The sequence below is a fragment of the Streptococcus sp. 1621 genome (genome assembly GCF_013276615.1).
Classification (GTDB): Bacteria; Bacillota; Bacilli; order Lactobacillales; family Streptococcaceae; genus Streptococcus.
The window spans coordinates 35,099-54,660 of the sequence record NZ_VMLJ01000012.1 but is presented as its reverse complement, the minus strand read 5'-3'; the positions used below and the strand labels follow the sequence as shown (position 1 = coordinate 54,660).

The following is a 19,562-nucleotide window of genomic DNA, read 5'->3' as shown; positions in this document are numbered from 1 at the left end:
AAGTCAGTAACCATACCCATGACAAGCCGACGCTGACGTGGTTTGAAGAGTATCATTCACCATTTCACAACTAAATCGAAGACTTTCTGCCGTAATGAAAACAGCTGAAACAGCTTGGTTTCAGCTGTTTGGAAACTTTAAGACTTAGGTTCAAAGTTTAGGTATGGAACTTCGAAGGAGGTCGCTACCGTCCGTCATTACTTAGGAAAGTCTTAAAAAATCTATAAAGTAAAAAGAGCCCGACAGCTCTTTTTGCTTTATTCTCCTTCAAAAGCATCTTTAATATGGTCAAAGAAGCCTTTTTTCTTTGGATTGACTTTTAAATCACCCGCAGCTGCGAATTCTTTCAAGGCTGCTTTTTGGCGGTCGTTCAAGCCTGTCGGTGTTACGACATTGACAGTAACGTATTGGTCACCAACTACACCACCACGAAGGCTCGGAGCTCCCTTACCACGTAAACGGAATTTCTTACCAGTCTGAGTTCCCTCTGGGATAACCAATTCAACATCACCGTGAACCGTTGGGATATCAACTGTATCACCAAGAGCTGCTTGGACAAAGTTGAGGTTGAGATTGTAGAAGATAGTCGTTCCTTCACGTTCAAACTTGTCGCTAGCTTCCACAGAAACTACTACATACAAGTCACCATAAGGTCCACCGTTAAATCCTGCTTCACCTTGACCTGCTAGGCGAATTTGTTGACCTGTTTCCACACCAGCAGGGATTTTGACATGTACGCTATGCGCTTGTTTTTCATGACCTGTTCCGTGACAAGTTGTACATGGATCTTTGATTTCTTTTCCGCGACCATGACAGACATCACAGGTTACTTGGCGACGCATCATACCAAGCGGAGTCTGCGTATCAACGTTAATGACACCAGCGCCATGACAGCGTCCACAAGTGACTGGACTTGTTCCTGGCTTAGCACCAGAACCATTACATGTACGACAGCTAGCTTCACGGTTGTACTTAACTTCTTTTTCAGCTCCAAAAATAGCTTCTTCAAAGGTCAAGTTCACACGATACTGGAGGTCATCCCCCTGACGAGGAGCGTTTGGATTGCGCGAAGCTCCGCCTCCTCCAAAGAAACTTGAAAAAATATCCTCAAAACCACCGAAGCCTCCTGCCCCACCGAAGCCTCCTGCCCCATCGAAACCGCCAGCTCCACCAAAACCACCGTTGGCTCCAGCAGCACCGTATTGGTCATAGGCAGCACGTTTTTGGTCGTCACTCAAAGTCTCATAGGCTTCCTGAACTTCCTTGTACTTTTCCTCAGCACCAGGCTCCTTATTGATATCTGGGTGATATTTTTTCGAAAGCTTACGATAAGCTTTTTTGATTTCGTCTGCCGAAGCGTTTTTTGACACCCCCAGACGATCATAAAATTCAGTATTGTTCATAATTCAAGATACAAAGGGCGTCAAACGGACACAGCCAAAATAGGAGTTTTGACGACGGACGCTTGCGTCCTAGAAAAAACTATCTTTTTGGCACAGTCCGTAGCCCGTGTTCAGTTACGAACACCCTTGTTCCTTTCTATTGATGTTCTGAATCGAACCACCATTTAGGTCGGGTTCAATTCCTTTCTTTATATATTGACAAGACAAACCCCAAATAAATCAGGTTCAGATCCTTTTTATCGAAAAACAGAGGCTGGGTTGCAACCTCTGGATTTCTTCCTATCATTACGACGTTCAAAAACAAAGTCGATTATACTTTGTTTTTGAACTAGTAAGGCGTTTAGGCAAGTCGCCATAGCGATTGCAGTCGAATGACAAACTCTTTAGCCATTTGTCATTCTTAACGAGTTAGGCTTAACTGAGTTTCGGCTAAAAACTTCGGAAAAAAGATAAGCCATCTTTTGTGCATCGCACAAGGCGATGGCTTCCTATTTTTCTTTCGTTTTCTTAACGCCTCAACATCTTACCGAATCGAGCACGCCCTAACCTCTTGGTGAAAAAGACAAATCTTTCTAGAAACTAAAGTTTCTGCGTCAGATTTCCTATTTTCACTGTGAGGTTTTAACGGGCTTTGCATCTTATTTTTCCGTAAACTCTCCGTCTACGACGTCATCGCCTGCGTTTCCTGTTGCTTGTGCGCCTTCTGCTCCTGCTTGAGCTTGTTGCGCTGCTGCGGCTTGTTCGTAGAGTTTAACAGCAAGGCCTTGAGCTTTTTCGTTCAATGCTTCAAGTTTTGCTTTCATGTCGTCCAAGTTGTTATCTTCTTGCGCTTTCTTAAGGTCATCAAGGGCAGCTTGGGCAGCTTCACGTTCTGTGTCGAATCCTTTGCCTTCAGTTTCCTTGATAGTCTTTTCAGTTGCGAAGATAGCTTGGTCTACTTCGTTACGAAGGTCAACTTCTTCTTTACGTTTCTTATCTGCTTCAGCGTTAGCTTCTGCATCTTTCATCATGCGGTCAATTTCTTCGTCAGTCAAACCTGAGTTCGATTGGATCACAATTGTTTGTTCTTTTTGAGTTCCAAGGTCTTTAGCTTTAACAGACACGATACCATTCTTATCGATGTCAAATGTTACTTCGATTTGAGGAATTCCACGAGGTGCAGCTGGGATATCAGTCAATTGGAAACGTCCAAGAGTCTTGTTATCTGCTGCCATTGGGCGTTCACCTTGAAGAACGTGGATATCAACGGCTGGTTGGTTGTCTGCCGCAGTTGAGAAGACTTGTGATTTAGATGTTGGAATTGTTGTGTTGCGGTCGATGAGTTTTGTGAAGACACCACCCATTGTTTCAATACCAAGTGACAATGGTGTTACGTCAAGAAGGACAACGTCTTTGACATCACCAGTGATGACACCACCTTGGATTGCCGCACCCATAGCAACTACTTCATCAGGGTTTACTGATTTGTTTGGTTCTTTACCAGTTTCAGCCTTAACAGCTTCGACAACGGCTGGGATACGAGTTGAACCACCAACAAGGATAACTTCGTCGATTTCTGACAAGCTCAAACCTGCATCTGAAAGGGCTTGACGAACTGGAACTTTTGTACGTTCAACAAGGTCACGAGTCAAATCGTCAAATTTCGCACGAGTCAAAGTCATTTCCAAGTGAAGAGGTCCAGCCTCACCTGCAGTGATGAATGGCAAGCTGATTTGTGTTGAAGTTACACCAGAAAGATCTTTCTTCGCTTTTTCAGCCGCATCTTTCAAACGTTGCATCGCCATCTTGTCAGTAGACAAGTCAATACCGTTTTCTTTCTTGAATTCTGCTACCAAGTGATCGATGATTTTTTGGTCAAAGTCATCACCACCAAGTTTGTTGTCCCCTGCAGTTGACAATACGTCGAAGACACCGTCACCCAATTCAAGGATAGAGACGTCGAATGTACCACCACCAAGGTCAAATACCAAGATTTTTTCTTCTTTGTCAGTCTTATCCAAACCGTAAGCAAGAGCTGCTGCAGTTGGTTCGTTGACGATACGTTCTACTTCAAGACCAGCGATTTTACCAGCGTCTTTTGTTGCTTGACGTTGAGCATCGTTGAAGTAAGCTGGAACTGTGATAACTGCCTTGGTTACTTTTTCACCAAGGTAGTCTTCAGCGTAGCCTTTCAAATATTGAAGAATCATAGCTGAGATTTCTTGTGGAGTGTATTCTTTTCCGTTAGCAGAAACTTTTTCAGAAGTTCCCATTTTAGATTTAATAGAGATAACTGTATCTGGGTTTGTGACTGCTTGACGTTTCGCAGCGTCACCAACGATGATTTCGCCGTTTTTGAATGAGACTACAGATGGAGTTGTGCGGTTTCCTTCTGGGTTTGCGATGATTTTGCTTTCAGTTCCTTCAAGAACTGCAACTGCTGAGTTTGTTGTACCTAAGTCAATACCGATAATTTTAGACATGTGTTTTTCTCCTTAAATTTTAATTCGAATTTTGATTTTTTGATATTTCCCTTAAGTGGTGGGGACGTGAGCAACTCCCTTCGGGATTTCATCACTTATTTTTGAGCCTATTGTCTCAAAAATCCCCTGTTTCAGTAGCTTTTGCTACTGAAACTTTCACCACGGTGGGAAATATCTTCCTTGCAAGCCTCCGGCTTGCCTCTTATCTTTCTTTCATAGTTTAGTGTCGTTTCGGACAAGTTTTCTATTATGTAAATTGCGACACGAGGAGTCGAAATCGATTTTATTTCGACGACGAGTTAGTAAGGAGGCTAGGCAAACGCCATAGCGATTGCCGTTTTCTGACAAGTTGCTTCAGCTACCGTCAGAATTGCCTAATCGAACACGCCCTAAGCTCTGAGTAAAAAAGATAGATTTTCTTGTGTTCATCGAACACTTCGTCAATCTCCTATTTTTACTGTGAGCTTTTTACGGGCTTTGTATCTTAGTTATACACCACTACCATGGCTGGGCGTAGGATGCGGTCATGGAGTTTGTAGCCTTTTTGGAAGACTTGGGCGATGGTATCTGCTGGGTGTTCATCGTCTGCTGGAAGAGTTTGGATGGCCATATGGTAGTTATGGTCAAATTCACCGTCAGCTGCGATTTCTTCGATTCCTTCTTCTTTCAAAGCATGAATCAAACTTTCTTGCACCATTTCCAAGCCCTTCTTCACATCATCTGTCAAACCTTCAACTGCGAGTGCACGCTCAAGGTTGTCCAAAGAAGGGAGAATCGCTTTTGCCAAATCCTGGCTACGATAACGTTGCAAGTTTTGACGCTCTTCATTGGCACGGCGTTGAATGTTTTGCATTTCTGCATGAGCGCGAAGGTATTTGTTTTCAAATTCATCTGCACGTTCATTTGCCAAGTCCAATTCAGACTTCTCAGGAGTTGTTTCTTCTACCGTTTCCACAACTTCCTCTTCTTGAACTTCTTCTACTTCTTCATTTTTTATATCTTGGGCCATTTTCGCCTCCTTTAATGATTTCAATCTTAATGTACTTCGTAATGATTACTGCTGAGGTAGCGGTAAAAATCTGTCAACTTCATGGTCAAAACACGATTGACCACATTGACTTGGTTGATTAGCTGTTGGTAATCCAGATTAACCGGACCGATAATGGCTAGAATTCCAACTCCGCGATAAGGAATGAGGAACTTGCTACTAATCACCGCTAGGTCAGCTAGACAGGACTCTTGACTGTCCGCAACTCGGACATTTTGCATCTGATCCTCATGCATCCCCTCACGAATCTCCAGAGCCACCTTTTGCGGTTGATCAAAGAACTGATAAGCTGCCAGATTAGCAAAATTCAAGAGATTTACCTTGCCCGCCACTACAATGTTTTCGTTGAACATTTCCTTAAAAATGTGTTCAAAGAGATCGATAACATTGTCCGTTGTTGTAAAGTAACGCTGGATAATCTGCGGAATCTCCGTCCGAATCTTGTAGTGAATATCTAAAACGGTGTGGCCGAGGAAACGTTCCTGAATGATGCTCTTCAGCTTCAGCAAGTCCTCCTGCAAAAAGTTCCTTGGAATCAGAAACTGACTGGTAACCGTTCGCGACTCGTCTAGGGTGAATACTGCCAAGGCTGTATGTTGCCCCAAAACAACGATATCAAAGGCTGTCAACCGTTGCTTGCTGGGCTCAACATCCAGTGCTACTACCGTACAGCCACTCAAGTCTGTCAGTAGATTAGCAGCCTCTTGCAGAATATCCTCCAATTTGAAGAATTCCTGATCAAAGGCTTTGACAATCTCGTAAACCTCATTTTCAGCCAGTCGGTCAAAATCCAGTGAGTGTTTCACATAGTACTGAAAACCAGCAACACTTGGCATGCGACCGCTTGAAGTATGAGCCTTCTCAAGCAAACCTTGCTTTTCTAAAGCCGCCATGTCATTACGAATGGTTGCACTGCTAGAGTTAATAGACTCTTGCAAGGCTTTGGATCCGACAGGTTCGTGCGTTTTGGTAAAGATGTCAATAATCAGATTTAAAATATCCTGCTGACGCTCTGTAACCACCTCATCACTCCTCTCTGTCTGATCGATTAGCACTCAACATACTCAAGTGCTAACTCATGATTCTATTATACACCCTTAAAAGAGAATGTCAAGATAAAAACTCAAAAAATTAGCACTCTTTTGCCAAGAGTGCTAAAAATCGGTCTGAAGACCGAGAAACTCACCTTCCATCTACTTGATATTTCCTTTTTAGTCTGAAATAACCATAGATTAGATAAGAAATCATAAAGGCATATAGAACAAAAATGACAGAGAAAGGTTGCGACAGTTCTTCTCGAAACAAACTCATACAAACAACAAGACCGCCTAAGAAAGTAGCTGTACAGGAACGAAGTCTAGATCGCATAACTTCCCATCTAAGACCCTTGCTCATATCCTCCGGAAGTAAATCAAAAGATGATTTACGAAGAACCGAACAAGAACCTGCTTCTATCAATTCCCAACCGCTATTTCTAAAATCTTGCAGTTCATGCTTATATTTTTTAAGAAATCTAGAATCATAGATACAGTAGATGACATCGTCTGGTTGACATTGGTCAAAATAGAACAAACCAAAACGACTCGTTCTATACCTCCAACCTTTCAAATGCATCTCATGTAAATATTCTTCTTCCTTGTCCAAATCAACAATGGTGAAAAACCGAAATTGTACTTTGCTATTCATTACCTTACCTCCAAATCAGAAAACATACATGGTTTTATTTGTCAGATAATTCTTTCCATTTTTGAAACAAGCTCCAAAAAATATAAGAAATCTGAATCGCAAAAACTATCAATAAAACCCAATCTATTATGAAAATCAAAAACACTACCCAACTGAAAGAACTACCTCCACTGACAAACTTTGAGAAAACCGGTAGTAGAGCTAAAAAGAGAAGCAAAATAGGAAGCATCCGCCTCGTTAAAATCCGTTTGACCATAGCTAACTTCCCAGCAGCGTCATTATAGATTTCAAATTCTGCATTCGATTCAATTTCAGAATGAAGCTTTCTAAAGTAGGAAAACCCATTAAAGTCTGTAATATGCTCCCAGCCACAGTCTTTAAATAATTGTAAATAGGAGGCTCTATCTGATTTTTTCATGGGATAAAAGTCCAACTGATAAGATACTTGCTCAGGCTGACATTTTTCAAAGGTATACTTAACTGCAAACAATAAGATAGAATAACTTACTTTTCTAAGTTTCCAGCCCTTAGCATGCATTTTTCTAAGATATAAAGCCTCCCTCTCATAATCCGCAATTGTAAAAATTCGATAAACAACTTTCTTTTCCATCATCTTTCCTCCCGACTATTTCTGTAGAGTCGTTCAATACGTTTCAATTCAATCTCTAAGACTTTGCGTCCCAAGTCTGTAATCTGATAGATTTTACGCTTTTCCTCTTCGCGGACAAAGGAAATCAAACCATCCTTTTCCATTTTTGACAAGGTTCCATACATAGTCCCAGGACTAATCGAAACTTGAGAATCTGTCATCTCCTTGACCTTTTGCGTAATACTATAACCATGACCTTCCTTTTGCAGACAGAACAAGATATAAAAACCCGTTTCCGTCATCGGAAGATAAACTCGACGAATCTTATCCGTTAATTCCATTTGCATTCACCTCCTATTAAATTCGATATATCGCACTTCGTTATATAAAATATATCACACCTCGATATAAAATACAAGAAAAAAAGACCGCCCTCAGGCAATCTTTCTTCTATATTAGTAAAGATCTAAATAGTTATCAATTTCCCATTGTGAAACGAAGGTTGCATAACTTGCCCATTCAATTCGTTTAGCTTCAAGGAAACTAGTATAGATATGTTCTCCAAGAGCTGCTCTGACAACTTCATCTTCAGTCAGAGCTTTCAAAGCGTTGTGAAGAGTTGATGGAAGGTCTGTAATACCAGCTTCCTTACGCTCTTCTGCTGTCATGATGTAGATATTTTCTTCGATAGGAGCTGGTGCTTCAATTTTATTTTCAATACCATGCAAACCAACTTCCAACAGCACAGCCATCGCGATATATGGGTTTGCCATCGGATCCACTGAACGCAACTCAAGACGAGTTCCCATACCACGTGAAGCAGGCACGCGCACAAGTGGCGAACGGTTACGACCAGCCCAAGCAATGTAAACCGGCGCTTCATAACCTGGAACCAAACGTTTGTATGAGTTAACCGTTGGGTTCATGATGGCAGTATAGTTGTAGGCATGTTTGATCAAACCACCAAGGAAATGGTAGGCCGTTTCTGACAACTGCATTCCTTTTGGATCATTTGGATCAAAGAAGGCATTGTTTCCTTCTGCATCAAACAAGGACATATTACAGTGCATACCTGATCCGGCAATACCAAATTTTGGTTTTGCCATAAAGGTTGCGTAAAGTCCGTGTTTGCGAGCAATGGTTTTAACAACGAGCTTAAAGATTTGAATCTTATCACAAGCACGGAGGACTTCATCATACTTAAAGTCAATCTCATGCTGTCCAACAGCAACCTCGTGGTGACTGGCTTCTACTTCAAATCCCATTTTGGTCAAGACATTTACAATCTCACGACGTGTATTGTCCGCAAGGTCAGTAGGCGCCAAATCAAAGTAGCCACCCTTGTCATTCACTTCAAGTGTTGGATCTCCATTTTCATCCAACTTAAATAGGAAGAATTCTGGCTCTGGACCAAGGTTGAAAGATTTGAATCCTACTTCTTCCATGTGACGAAGAGCTCGTTTCAAATTACCACGAGGGTCCCCCGCAAATGGTTCACCTTCTGTTGTATAGACATCACAGATCAAACCTGCAACACTTCCATTTTCATCTCCCCAAGGGAAGACTGTCCATGTATCCAAGTCTGGGTACAAGTACATATCTGACTCATTGATACGTACAAACCCTTCAATAGAAGATCCATCAAACATAGCCTTATTTGACAAGACCTTATCTAATTGTTCATCTGTAGCAGGAATTTCGACGTTTTTCATGGTTCCCAAAATATCTGAGAACATGAGACGGATAAAGGTAACATTTTTTTCCTTGACTTCACGACGAATATCTGCAGCTGTGATTGGCATGAGTTTTCTCCTTAATGTATGACTACTTGCGGTTGCCTAACCGCGACCAAAAGGTGACTGTAGTGAAGCAAAGCGACCCTGTTGGAGGAGTTCATTGTGAAGTGCACGACGCACCTCAGTCTGACTCACCGCTTTCTTGGATTTCGCTTCACGTTCAGCATATTTTTTCTTAATGGCAGCGATATTATAACCTTCAGAGATATAATCTTTGATTTCAAGTAGACGATCCATGTCATTCAAGGAATACATGCGACGGTTCCCTTCGTTTCGATCAGGCTTAATCAACTCTTGATCTTCATAATAACGAATCTGACGCGCCGATAGATCGGTCAACTTCATAACACTGCCGATAGGAAAAACAGCCATATTTCGGCGAAATTCTTTTTCCTTCATTTACAATTTCCTTCTTTCTGTCTATTATAGTCTAAAAAAAGACAAACGTCAATTGATAATGTTATAAAATGTAACATTATTTTTCTTTTTTCTCTAAAAAGAGCCGAATACGATCAATATCGTAATTTACGAGAATTGCGACAAAAACTCCCATGAAAGTTTCTGATACACGCGCAAATACGTACAAAATTGTCTCTCCGCTCGGGATCGATAGGGTAATGATTAACATAGCCGCTACACCACCAATAACCCCTGCTTTGTTATTCATGGCTACATTTGTCATAATGGTTAACATGGTGCAGATTGGAACAACTACCAAGGTCACCCAAAAGGCTTCGTGGAAAAAACTATTTATTAGGAAGAAAACCAAGGCATAGAGGCCACCGATACTATTTCCTAAAATACGCGAAGTCCCAAAATGAACACTCTTATCAAAACTCTCCCTCAAGCTAAAAACGGCTGTCAAAGCACCGATTTGAAGACCTTTCCAACCAAAAAAGCCAAAAATCAAGAGAACTAGAAAAACAGCAATACCTGTTTTAAAGGTTCGCATACCAAGTTTGAACTGGGATTTATCGAATTTATATTTTTTAAAATAACTCATAATCTCAACTTTCTATTTCCATTTTATCATAAATTGGCTGATTTTATGAGCAATAGTTGAGAGGAAGCGTTTTTATTTTAAGCAAAAGAAAAGAGGAACTTTCATCCCTCTCTTATTTGATTCATTTAGTTAATCTTATTTTTCTGTAAGTGCAGCCAAACCTGGCAATACTTTACCTTCGAGAAGTTCCATTGAAGCACCTCCGCCCGTACTAATCCATGAGAACTTGTCTGCACGGCCAAGGTTAATCGCTGCAGCAGCTGAGTCACCACCACCGATGATTGATTTAACACCTGGTTGTTTCACGATAGCATCCATCACACCGATTGTACCCGCTTGGAAGTCAGGGTTTTCAAACACACCCATTGGTCCGTTCCATACAACTGTTTTAGCACCAGTCAAAGCCTCGTCAAATTTAGCGATAGATTTTGGACCGATGTCAAGACCAAGGAAGCCTTCAGAAACTGCTTCACCTTCAGTATCACGAACTTCAGTGTAGTCAGCAAATGCATTTGCTTCTTTTGAGTCAACTGGCAAGATCAATTTACCGTTTGCTTTTTCAAGAAGAGCTTTCGCAACATCCAATTTATCTTCTTCTACAAGTGAGTTACCGATTTCGATACCTTGTGCTTTGTAGAATGTGTAAGTCATACCACCACCGATAAGGACTTTATCAGCTTTTTCAAGCAAGTTTTCGATAACACCAATCTTGTCTGAAACTTTTGAACCACCAAGGATAGCCACGAATGGACGTTCTGGAGTTTCAACTGCTTCTTGGATGTAGGCAATTTCGTTTTCAAGAAGGAAACCAGCAACTGCTTTTTCAACGTTTGCTGAGATACCAACGTTAGATGCGTGTGCACGGTGAGCTGTACCGAATGCATCGTTTACGAAGATACCATCTCCAAGTGATGCCCAGTATTTACCAAGTTCAGGATCGTTTTTAGATTCTTTTTTGCCGTCAACATCTTCGTAACGAGTGTTTTCAACCAAAAGAACTTGTCCATCTTCAAGAGCGTTGATAGCTGCTTCCAATTCAGCACCACGAGTGACACCTGGGAACACAACATCTTGACCAAGTTTTGCTGCTAAGTCAGCTGCTACAGGAGCAAGTGATTTACCAGCTTTATCAGCTTCTTCTTTCACACGTCCAAGGTGAGAGAAAAGAATTGCACGTCCACCTTGTTCGATGATGTACTTAATAGTTGGAAGAGCTGCTGTGATACGGTTGTCGTTAGTGATTACGCCATCTTTCAATGGTACGTTGAAGTCAACACGAACGAGGACTTTTTTACCTTTCAAGTCAACGTCTTTAACAGTAAGTTTTGCCATGTTACAAAAACCCCTTTATTTATTTTATTCGAAACTATTATATCACACTTTGGGAATATAAGGAAAGATTTCACAATATTTTTCGATATTTAATCTCCATGGTAACTTCTCAAAGTAACTTCCACTTGGATGACCAAAGTGGAAATTAGTCTAAAACGGATTTTTATGGTGGAATTAAGTATGAGACGTTTGAGTTAGAAATGAGGTCCACTATGACAAAATAGCATCCTACACACTACTTGTAGCTGGAGCTATCTACAAAGCTATTAAGAACCTAACTTTAATAGATGTCGACATAAAATGGGTCAACGATATCTACCTCAAAAATCATAAAATTGGAGGAATCCTTACTGAAGCAATGACCTCTGTAGAAACTGGCTTAGTCACAGATATCATTATTGGAGTAGGTATCAATTTCACTATTAAAGACTTCCCTCAGGAATTAAAAGAAAAAGCTGATAGTTTATTTAAAGTACCAGCACCTATAACAAGAAATGAATTAATTATCGAAATATGGCGTGCTTTCTTCGAAACACCAGCAGAAGAGCTATTATACCTATACAAAAAACAGTCATTCGTTCTTGGAAAAGAAGTCACTTTCACACTAGGGCAAAAAGACTACAAGAGACTTGCTAAAGATATCTCTGAAAGTGGTAAACTTTTAGTTCAATGTGATAACGGAAAAGAAATCTGGCTAAATAGCGGAGAAATTTCACTAAAAACTTGGAAATAATAGTAAAGTTATATAACAAAAAATAAACTATATAAAAAGAAAGAAATTTGTCCTTTCTAGAGCTTAGCTTTTCAGCTATATAATATTTGTAGTGGGTAAATCCCCTATGGATATTATGGAGCCTATTTTGTTGTAGAAAAAAGTCCCATAAGATTTATACAAAACATGAATCAATTTGAGCGAAAATCCCATGAATACAAGGCTATCAAGCGCTACTGGAAGCTCATTCAACAGGATAGTCGTAAACTCAGTGATAAGCGTTTTTATCGCCCTACTTTTCGTATGCACTTAACCAATAAAGAAATCCTAGACAAGCTTTTGAGCTATTCAGAAGACTTGAAACACCACTATCAGCTCTATCAGCTCTTGCTTTTTCACTTTCAGAATAAGGAAGCTGACAAATTTTTCGGTCTCATTGAAGACAATCTAAAGAAGGTCCATCCTCTTTTTCAGACTGTCTTTAAAACCTTTCTAAAGAACAAAGAGAAAATCGTCAACGCTCTTCAATTCTCCTATTCAAACGCCAAACTGGAAGCAACCAATAATCTTATCAAACTTATCAAGCGCAATGCCTTTGGTTTTCGGAACTTTGAAAACTTCAAAAAACGGATTTTTATCGCTCTGAACATCAAAAAAGAAAGGACGAAATTTGTCCTTTCTCGATCATAGCTTTTCTTCAACCCACTACAGTTGACAAAGAGCCCAAAGGTATCTCTTTAAAGATTAATTATCTTCCGTTTTGCGTTTAGTCGCAGCCAAACCAAGAACAGAAGTGAGTGTTAACGCACCTAACAAATTCATAGCAACTGAGTCAGATCCACCTGTGTTTGGTAAAACTTTTTTGCCAGTCAAGTTAGTTCGAGAATTATCACCTGTCTGAATCTCACCTTCAACATTAACGTCGTTTGGTTTATTTGTGTTATTTGTATTAGTCAATTTAGACGAATTTTTATATTCTGAAGTACTTGGTGTGACATCACCGTTCTCAGGGGTTACCGTATAAGATGTAGTGCGTTTCACAACATCGTTTCCGACTTTAAGGTATTCAACCTTGTCTTTCACTTCACCTGGTTTAACGATTTCGTCATTAACATTCGGTGTGACATCACCGTTCTCAGGGGTCACCGTATAAGATGTAGTGCGTTTCACAACATCGTTTCCGACTTTAAGGTATTCAACCTTGTCTTTCACTTCACCTGGTTTAACGATTTCGTCATTAACATTCGGTGTGACATCACCATTCTCAGGGGTCACCGTATAAGATGTAGTGCGTTTCACAACATCGTTTCCGACTTTAAGGTATTCAACCTTGTCTTTCACTTCACCTGGTTTAACGATTTCGTCATTAACATTCGGTGTAACATCACCGTTCTCAGGGGTTACCGTATAAGATGTAGTGCGTTTCACAACATCGTTTCCGACTTTAGTAAAAACCACATCACCTTTAGTCCCAACTTCAACAACCTTCTTCTCCATCGGAACATAATTTTCAACAGTAGTTGGATTACTCAAATCACCAGTGAACTTATTGACTTCATAAGTCGTTACATTTTCACGCAAACCTTCTTTACCATTAGATTTAATATTTCTAACACCGTAATTCAAAGTGTTATTAGCAACATATTCGGTCTCTACAGCTATTTTGGAAATAGGAACCCTCTCCACATTACCAACTTTAATGATTTTTGAAATAGCTTCTTTTTCGACAGATTCAGTAAAAAGATATTCAGACGAAGAACCTCGATAATTAACACCAACTTTGGAAATGATAGTTCGAGGTAAAATAACAGTCCCGTCATCCTTATAAATAGGCTCTTCAATATTATCGTCAATCAAGATTTTCTTATGGGTGCGAGTCTCAGCTAGGATTTCATCATAAGTGGCTGGATAATTAGAGTCCCACCCTCCCGTACTCCCATCACCATAATGTTCTTTAAGTTTAGACCTATTATCTTTGATCACTTCATAAGGTCGATAGACGATTTCGTTAAGATTATCACCTAAACTATAGATTGGTGATGAACTAAGACCATGTTCGATATCAAAGATTTGTTTACCACTCTCACCTTGTCTACCATCTTCATGGTCACCTTTTGTCAAATTTGAATCACCTTCATAAATAGTATCATAATCATAATAATTGACAACTTCAATACTATGAAAATTTTCAGCCGCATAAACAGTCCCATAATCGTCATTCATAATAAAATTGACACCATCGACAAGACCAATACTCAACAAACCAACAGCTACACTAAAAAGTCCAACTGTCAATTTTCTTAAAGCATATTTTTTGCGCAAAGTATACCCACTAAACATCTTATTTTTCATAAATACAAAACCTTTCAAAAAAATAATTTTAAAGTTATTATACCAAAAAAAAAATCTTTTATTTAATCTTCATCTTCTTTTTTTCTGTTTCAATGTCAAGGCTAAACTAGCAAAGCCAAGGCTGGCCAATCCTGCTATTAAGACTTCATTTGTAGCAACTGTCCCTGTATTTGGCAATTGTTTGCTTGCTTCTTCTGATTTAACTGCTGTATTTTGAGCTGATTTTTCCTGTGTAGCTACTACTGCTGGTTCTATTTTTACTTTTGTTCCAATTTCAACAATTTCTGGAATCGCTTCTTGGATGACTTCTGTTGAACGAAGGCGACGCTGACCGTTCCCATCAACTTCAAAGACATGTCTCAACAGACCATCTCGTCCCTGTATGATGACTCGTTGTTCCCCAACTAGCATATCAGCATTTTCATGCTCTTGACGGTCAAAAGCAACCTTTTCCTCTTGAACTTCCAATTTAGGAGCCTTTTGTTTATCAGAAGGAGGTTGATTAGTAGGTTTTGAAAGGACTGTGTTTTGTTGTTCTGGTTTAGTTGAGATAGTAACAAGGTCATTTGCACCATTAGATTCTACTCGTGGTTTTTCAGCAGATTCATAAACAAAGGCATAATGAGTAAAGTGTGGTGCTGTAAAGATGACATGACTATCCGTTTGTTCAAAAGCCAATTCTACTGCTTCTTTGCCTTCAGGTAAGAAGAAGACTTTCTTCACTTTCTTATCTTTTTCAATTGGAATTTTCACAATAGAAGCGTAAGAGAGATCAACGTCTTGACCTTTTTCATCTAGACCTTCTATTTCAAAGACATGAGCATCTTCTCCAGCAAAGTATTTCTTCTCTTCATCACTTGCTTGAACACGCTCTACTTTCAAGCCCTTGATGACAGTCTTTTCTTTATTTGAGAAGTGTACTTCAACATCTGTTTTACTATCAGAAAAGACTGCTGGTTTGTCTTCTTTCAATAAGGCAACCAGATCTTTCAAACTCTGTTTCGCTGTTGCAAGCTCTTCTGGACTCAAATCTACTTTTTCAACCAAGGCCTTGTTTTTCTCAAGAAGAGGAGCTAGGGCGGAACCTGAAGGATGGTTTGGTTTTGAAGTTAAGAGTTCTTGAGCCTCACCTGTTAAGCGATCGAGTTCTGTCTTTTCTTCCGTAAATTTCTCTTGACCATTCAGAGCTTTATGAGCTTCTGTCAATTTATTAAGTCGGTCATTAACCTGATCTTGGGTGCTAGTTTCATGGTCTTTCAACACTTGTTCAGCCGCTTCAATTGCTTTCAAGAAGGCTTCTTTTACTTCTGGTAAAGCAAAGTTATAGACCACCTTGTTCTTAGCCGCTTCAACTTCTGCTAATTTTTGTTTAAGGTACTCATCGTTCAATGCTGCTTTTGGAGATACCAAAACATCAAAGTTGACTTTATGACCTTGGTAACGAAGAGTCAAGGTTTGACGACCAGTCTTTTGAGCATGGTAACCAGTAATTTCAACTCCCTCATCAGTAAAGGAATGTTCTTCCATGGTGTCATTGCTATAAGCCACTGCAAAGCGTCCTTCAGACAAGTCTAAGCTATCACCAACTAGGTAATCTTTTTTCGGTTCCTGACTCACTTCAATTCCCAAAATAGTTTTCGGACTTGCTTCATCTTGGCTAGTGACAGTCACTGACAACTTCGCATTTACTGGTTGTCCCAAATATTGTAAAGTAAGATTTTGTTCTCCCTTATGATGCGTATCAAAGCCTGATACTGATACACCTGCGTGAGTTAGGCGAATGAGCTCGTCCTCAGCTCCTCCTTCATACTGAACTCGAAGAACACCACCTCTAAGGTCCAAATCCTCCCCTTCGGCGTAGCTTGTTTTCTTAGGTTCTGTTTCTAGGCTGACTGACTTGATTCTTCTGTCATCTTTTGGAACAGAAACTGCTAGGACATTACTAATTTCCTTGCCTGGCAACTGGGTACGATAGTAAAGAAGACCAGATTGATTTGTCAAATCCAATGGTGCACTTGCTAGGTCTCCTCCAACTTCGCTCTTCAAGGTTGCAAGCGGAGTTTGAGAATTTGGATTATCATAAACGGTAATGGTAGCTCCAGCTGGTACATCTGCAAAGCCAACTTGTACCTTGTTATTGCCTAAAGTACGAGCTGCAGTCTTGGCCATCGGAATATTGACACTTTCTGTATCAAGCTTTTCATACATTTTCCAGTTATAGATACGAATAGCCTTCCATGGAGTTCCATTGTCAGAAGTGACAACATTCAAGCGCCAATCTTGAGCTGTGATTGGTTTATCAAGGGTAATATCTGTAACATGGGCTTTATTGCCACGGACTTCCTTAGCCAACTTCCATTGACCATCCGCATCTTTATAATAGAGGTCAAAATCTTTGGTGTTCATCAAACCGTCGTTTACAGATTCTCCACCAGCTCCAGCATGGTCCATCACCCATCTAACAACTGTACGTGGCTGGGTCAAACGAATATCCACACTACCACTTAATTGTCCAGAAGACCACTTGTCTGACAGACTGGTAATGGTACCATTCAACATGCCTTCTATGCCTTCCCCACCTTCTGTTTTAGGGAAGGTACTATCAATAACTGTTGCACCTGGTACGATATTTTCAGCTAATGGTTTTGGTAGGCTGGTATCTTTTACAGTCATGCCTCAATCAAAGGTTGTGGTTGCAGCTTCTGAACGAACTCCATTTTTACCGACTGCTACAACTTTCAGTTCTTGAGTTGTACCTTGAGCACTTGCTGAACGGCTAACTTTTGGTAGATAAATAGTTGTAGAAGATGAGCCAGTTAGTAATTTCCAGCTGTCTCCATCTTTTTCGTAAACTTCATAGAAATCTGCATCCTTGTTGCCTTTAAATTGCACGACTGCTTCTGCTTCTTGGGCATTTTTTAGGACTTGTTTGGCTACAGCTACTGTGGTTGGTGCCTGAGGAGCATCTTGATTATTGCTGATGGTCAATTGCCCCAAGTTAAATTGATAACCTTTTAAGTCTTTATCATTTTCAAAATAGAGTTTAATACCGTAAATTGTTTTACCTGCCAAGGCACTCAAATCAAAATCATCGGTAGTCCAGTTATCTGAAACTGTCAATTCTTTACGGGCAGCTTCATCACCGTAGGTATAATCTTTCTTGGTTGCAAATTCTACATAAACCTTGGTCCCTTTGCCTCCTTTGTGGGCAACATGCAATTTGGTGGTATCTGTCACCTTCAAGCGAGTAGAGTACAAATTCACATCTTGCTTGGTCGCACCTGAAAGATCCCCTGCAAATTTGAGAGAAGTTCCACCATTATAAGCATCTTCAAAATCATAGCTTGCTTTCAACTTATCGCCAGTTGATTTTTGCCACCAGCGCCATGTTGGAAGAACACCTGAAACTGAACGGTAATTCCACTCAGAATCCTTAGAAACCTTACCATCTACGAACCATTTTCTACCATGACCTGTATTAAAAGAAGTAGTAAAAGTATTACCTACTGCTGGCGTACGGTCCGCAACTAGGTTAGCAATCCCATACCAATCTTTATCACCTGGTTTTTGGCCAGTAGGATCACCTTGGTAACCTGTAAAGAAGATATCTTCATTCTTATGATAATCTTCACCAGTTTTTCCTAAACTTGTAATGGTATCTGGGGCGAACAAACCAAGAGAAAGGCGTAATTTCCCATTTTCATCTAAAATGTCATTCCACTTAACCTTGGTCTTGTAGGAACCACCCTGTTGCAATTCCAAACCTGCAAATACATCATAAGGATTACGACCAATCCAGTTGGCAGTTGCAATAGTGTAATCATTTTTAGCCTTATCCCAGTTAAAGTTAGCAAAGAAGTTATCTGCTGGAACCTTATCTCCCTCAGGTTGCATGAATTGGTAGTTGTATTCTCCCAAACCATCTTGGTGGTAACGTCCATAGTTATAGGTCATAGCATCGTACCAAGAATACTTGATTGGATGGTTTACCTTAGCAGCATACTCCTTGGTATAGAGCATAAACTGGCGCATCTTTTCTCCAAGAGGTTCAACCAAATCCCCAGTTGTTTCTTGGTTGATGAAATAGCCATCATAGCCATAATACTTGGCCATATCCACCAATTTACGGGCAATTGGGAAGCTACCATCTGAGTCTTGCTTCAAAGCTTCAGCGAATTTTTCTTGATCTGCAATACTATTAGACCAGTTGAAGAAGAGTGTACCATATACAGGAACCCCGTTACGGTGACCTGCATCAATAACGTCAGGCGTTGGTACGAGACCTTCCCAGAAGACCATTGAATCTAGATATTGCCAATAGTCAAAAGCATAGGCCTTGAACTCTTCTCCACCAACAGAAGCATGGTCTTTTGCTTTAGAATTGGTGTTTGATAGGGCTTGAACTTTTGCTTCCTTGCTAGCTTTTTCATTAACCAAATGACCTGTCCGACGTGAAGCGAGGGCGACAGACCCGCGGTTAATAGCATCATCTTCACGAGCACCTGGTTCCCATTTTAACAATTCTTCCCAAGAATTAAATTTGATTTCCTTTGGTTTTAATGTTTTGTCCGTATTTTTAGGGACATCTGGCTGGACTTCTTTTTCAGTCTTATTAGCTTCTGCTGCTGGCTTAGACTCATCTCCTTGGCTAGTTGCTTCAGGCTTTGCTTCCGTTTCCTTGTCAGACTTTGGTTTTGCTTCTGCAGATGGTGTTTCTGCAGCCACCTCACTTGGTTTTTCCTCTGATTTAGCTACGCTTACTGCCTCTGCAGTTTCAGTAGTTGCAGCTTCATTGCTTGCTGGCGAAGCAGTGTCAGATGCTGTCGCTACTCCTTCTGCCTTTTCTGGCTTATTTTCTCTAGCATGTTCTCCTTCATTCTGCTGATCAACTTCATTGGCCGAATGCTCACTCTCCCCTGAAACAAGCTCTGTATTGACTCCGCTATTTTCAGGAACTGCAGTTTCTTCTGCCAAGGCTGGACCAGCAAATAAAACAGCCCCAATCATCAGCGAGCAGGCTCCTACTGATAACTTACGAATACTGTACCGACAACGTCTTTCAAAAAATGAATTCTTCATTTTCTCCTCCTAAAAGATTGATTTTATTATTTTAAAGAAAGCGCTTAACTTTCTTCGTAAAATTTTTATCCCAATCACAGGGATTAAGATAATTTCTCCC

The 19,562-nt window shown here is 40.3% G+C and carries 12 protein-coding genes and 3 pseudogenes; 2 read left to right on the top strand and 13 right to left on the bottom strand.

The genetic code is table 11. From position 1 onward, the window contains the following. Window positions 1-257 precede the first annotated feature (257 nt). The 11 genes from dnaJ to HT697_RS03020 all read right to left on the bottom strand — a co-directional run bounded on the left by dnaJ (window position 258) and on the right by HT697_RS03020 (window position 11,319). The gene (gene dnaJ / locus HT697_RS03070; protein ID WP_173219767.1) at window positions 258-1,403 is read right to left on the bottom strand and encodes a molecular chaperone DnaJ; all 1,146 of its coding nucleotides are present in this window, start codon (window positions 1,401-1,403) and stop codon (window positions 258-260) included. A gap of 638 nt (window positions 1,404-2,041) precedes the next feature. Further along, window positions 2,042-3,865 (bottom strand): molecular chaperone DnaK, encoded by a 1,824-nt coding sequence (dnaK, locus tag HT697_RS03065; RefSeq protein WP_173219764.1) that lies wholly within the window; start codon window positions 3,863-3,865, stop codon window positions 2,042-2,044. 484 nt (window positions 3,866-4,349) lie between these two features. Further along, window positions 4,350-4,874, bottom strand: a complete 525-nt coding sequence (grpE, locus tag HT697_RS03060; RefSeq protein ID WP_000046038.1) for a nucleotide exchange factor GrpE — start codon at window positions 4,872-4,874, stop codon at window positions 4,350-4,352. A 26-nt stretch (window positions 4,875-4,900) separates the two neighbouring features. Next, window positions 4,901-5,935: a heat-inducible transcriptional repressor HrcA gene (gene hrcA / locus HT697_RS03055; protein ID WP_173219761.1), complete on the bottom strand. Its 1,035-nt coding sequence runs from the start codon at window positions 5,933-5,935 to the stop codon at window positions 4,901-4,903. A 160-nt stretch (window positions 5,936-6,095) separates the two neighbouring features. Next, the gene (locus HT697_RS03050; RefSeq protein WP_112444458.1) at window positions 6,096-6,599 is read right to left on the bottom strand and encodes a DUF2812 domain-containing protein; all 504 of its coding nucleotides are present in this window, start codon (window positions 6,597-6,599) and stop codon (window positions 6,096-6,098) included. A 34-nt stretch (window positions 6,600-6,633) separates the two neighbouring features. Beyond that, window positions 6,634-7,209 (bottom strand): DUF2812 domain-containing protein, encoded by a 576-nt coding sequence (locus HT697_RS10500; RefSeq protein ID WP_173219846.1) that lies wholly within the window; start codon window positions 7,207-7,209, stop codon window positions 6,634-6,636. Next, window positions 7,209-7,529, bottom strand: coding sequence for a PadR family transcriptional regulator (locus HT697_RS03040; RefSeq protein WP_173253096.1), 321 nt, complete (start codon window positions 7,527-7,529; stop codon window positions 7,209-7,211). Before HT697_RS03040 ends, HT697_RS10500 begins: the two co-directional genes overlap by 1 nt. Window positions 7,530-7,643: 114 nt before the next feature. Further along, window positions 7,644-8,990, bottom strand: coding sequence for a type I glutamate--ammonia ligase (gene glnA / locus HT697_RS03035; protein ID WP_001122886.1), 1,347 nt, complete (start codon window positions 8,988-8,990; stop codon window positions 7,644-7,646). 36 nt (window positions 8,991-9,026) lie between these two features. Continuing rightward, the gene (gene glnR / locus HT697_RS03030; protein ID WP_173262073.1) at window positions 9,027-9,383 is read right to left on the bottom strand and encodes a transcriptional repressor GlnR; all 357 of its coding nucleotides are present in this window, start codon (window positions 9,381-9,383) and stop codon (window positions 9,027-9,029) included. Window positions 9,384-9,459: 76 nt separating this feature from the next. Further along, window positions 9,460-9,987, bottom strand: a complete 528-nt coding sequence (locus tag HT697_RS03025; protein WP_000119914.1) for an aromatic acid exporter family protein — start codon at window positions 9,985-9,987, stop codon at window positions 9,460-9,462. A 135-nt stretch (window positions 9,988-10,122) separates the two neighbouring features. Then, window positions 10,123-11,319, bottom strand: a complete 1,197-nt coding sequence (locus tag HT697_RS03020; protein WP_049496377.1) for a phosphoglycerate kinase — start codon at window positions 11,317-11,319, stop codon at window positions 10,123-10,125. Window positions 11,320-11,530: 211 nt separating this feature from the next. Between HT697_RS03020 and HT697_RS03015 the strand changes: the two are divergent. Together HT697_RS03015 and HT697_RS03010 are read left to right on the top strand one after the other, a co-directional pair. Further along, window positions 11,531-12,052, top strand: a pseudogene (locus tag HT697_RS03015) (biotin--[acetyl-CoA-carboxylase] ligase); the annotation flags it as partial. Window positions 12,053-12,202: 150 nt separating this feature from the next. Next, window positions 12,203-12,721: pseudogene (locus HT697_RS03010) on the top strand (transposase); the annotation flags it as partial. 54 nt (window positions 12,722-12,775) lie between these two features. Here HT697_RS03010 and HT697_RS03005 read toward each other — a convergent pair. Further along, window positions 12,776-14,383 (bottom strand): YSIRK-type signal peptide-containing protein, encoded by a 1,608-nt coding sequence (locus HT697_RS03005; protein WP_173262070.1) that lies wholly within the window; start codon window positions 14,381-14,383, stop codon window positions 12,776-12,778. Between the two features lie 69 nt (window positions 14,384-14,452). Then, window positions 14,453-19,462, bottom strand: a pseudogene (locus tag HT697_RS03000) (bacterial Ig-like domain-containing protein). Window positions 19,463-19,562 lie beyond the last annotated feature (100 nt).

What these genes read in the sequence shown, in the direction of transcription:
- dnaJ (WP_173219767.1), bottom strand. Translation starts at nt 1,403, where the DNA reads ATGAACAATACTGAATTTTATGATCGTCTGGGGGTGTCAAAAAACGCT.
- dnaK (WP_173219764.1), bottom strand. Translation starts at nt 3,865, where the DNA reads ATGTCTAAAATTATCGGTATTGACTTAGGTACAACAAACTCAGCAGTT.
- grpE (WP_000046038.1), bottom strand. Translation starts at nt 4,874, where the DNA reads ATGGCCCAAGATATAAAAAATGAAGAAGTAGAAGAAGTTCAAGAAGAG.
- HT697_RS03050 (WP_112444458.1), bottom strand. Translation starts at nt 6,599, where the DNA reads ATGAATAGCAAAGTACAATTTCGGTTTTTCACCATTGTTGATTTGGAC.
- HT697_RS10500 (WP_173219846.1), bottom strand. Translation starts at nt 7,209, where the DNA reads ATGGAAAAGAAAGTTGTTTATCGAATTTTTACAATTGCGGATTATGAG.
- HT697_RS03040 (WP_173253096.1), bottom strand. Translation starts at nt 7,529, where the DNA reads ATGGAATTAACGGATAAGATTCGTCGAGTTTATCTTCCGATGACGGAA.
- glnA (WP_001122886.1), bottom strand. Translation starts at nt 8,990, where the DNA reads ATGCCAATCACAGCTGCAGATATTCGTCGTGAAGTCAAGGAAAAAAAT.
- glnR (WP_173262073.1), bottom strand. Translation starts at nt 9,383, where the DNA reads ATGAAGGAAAAAGAATTTCGCCGAAATATGGCTGTTTTTCCTATCGGC.
- HT697_RS03025 (WP_000119914.1), bottom strand. Translation starts at nt 9,987, where the DNA reads ATGAGTTATTTTAAAAAATATAAATTCGATAAATCCCAGTTCAAACTT.
- HT697_RS03020 (WP_049496377.1), bottom strand. Translation starts at nt 11,319, where the DNA reads ATGGCAAAACTTACTGTTAAAGACGTTGACTTGAAAGGTAAAAAAGTC.
- HT697_RS03005 (WP_173262070.1), bottom strand. Translation starts at nt 14,383, where the DNA reads ATGAAAAATAAGATGTTTAGTGGGTATACTTTGCGCAAAAAATATGCT.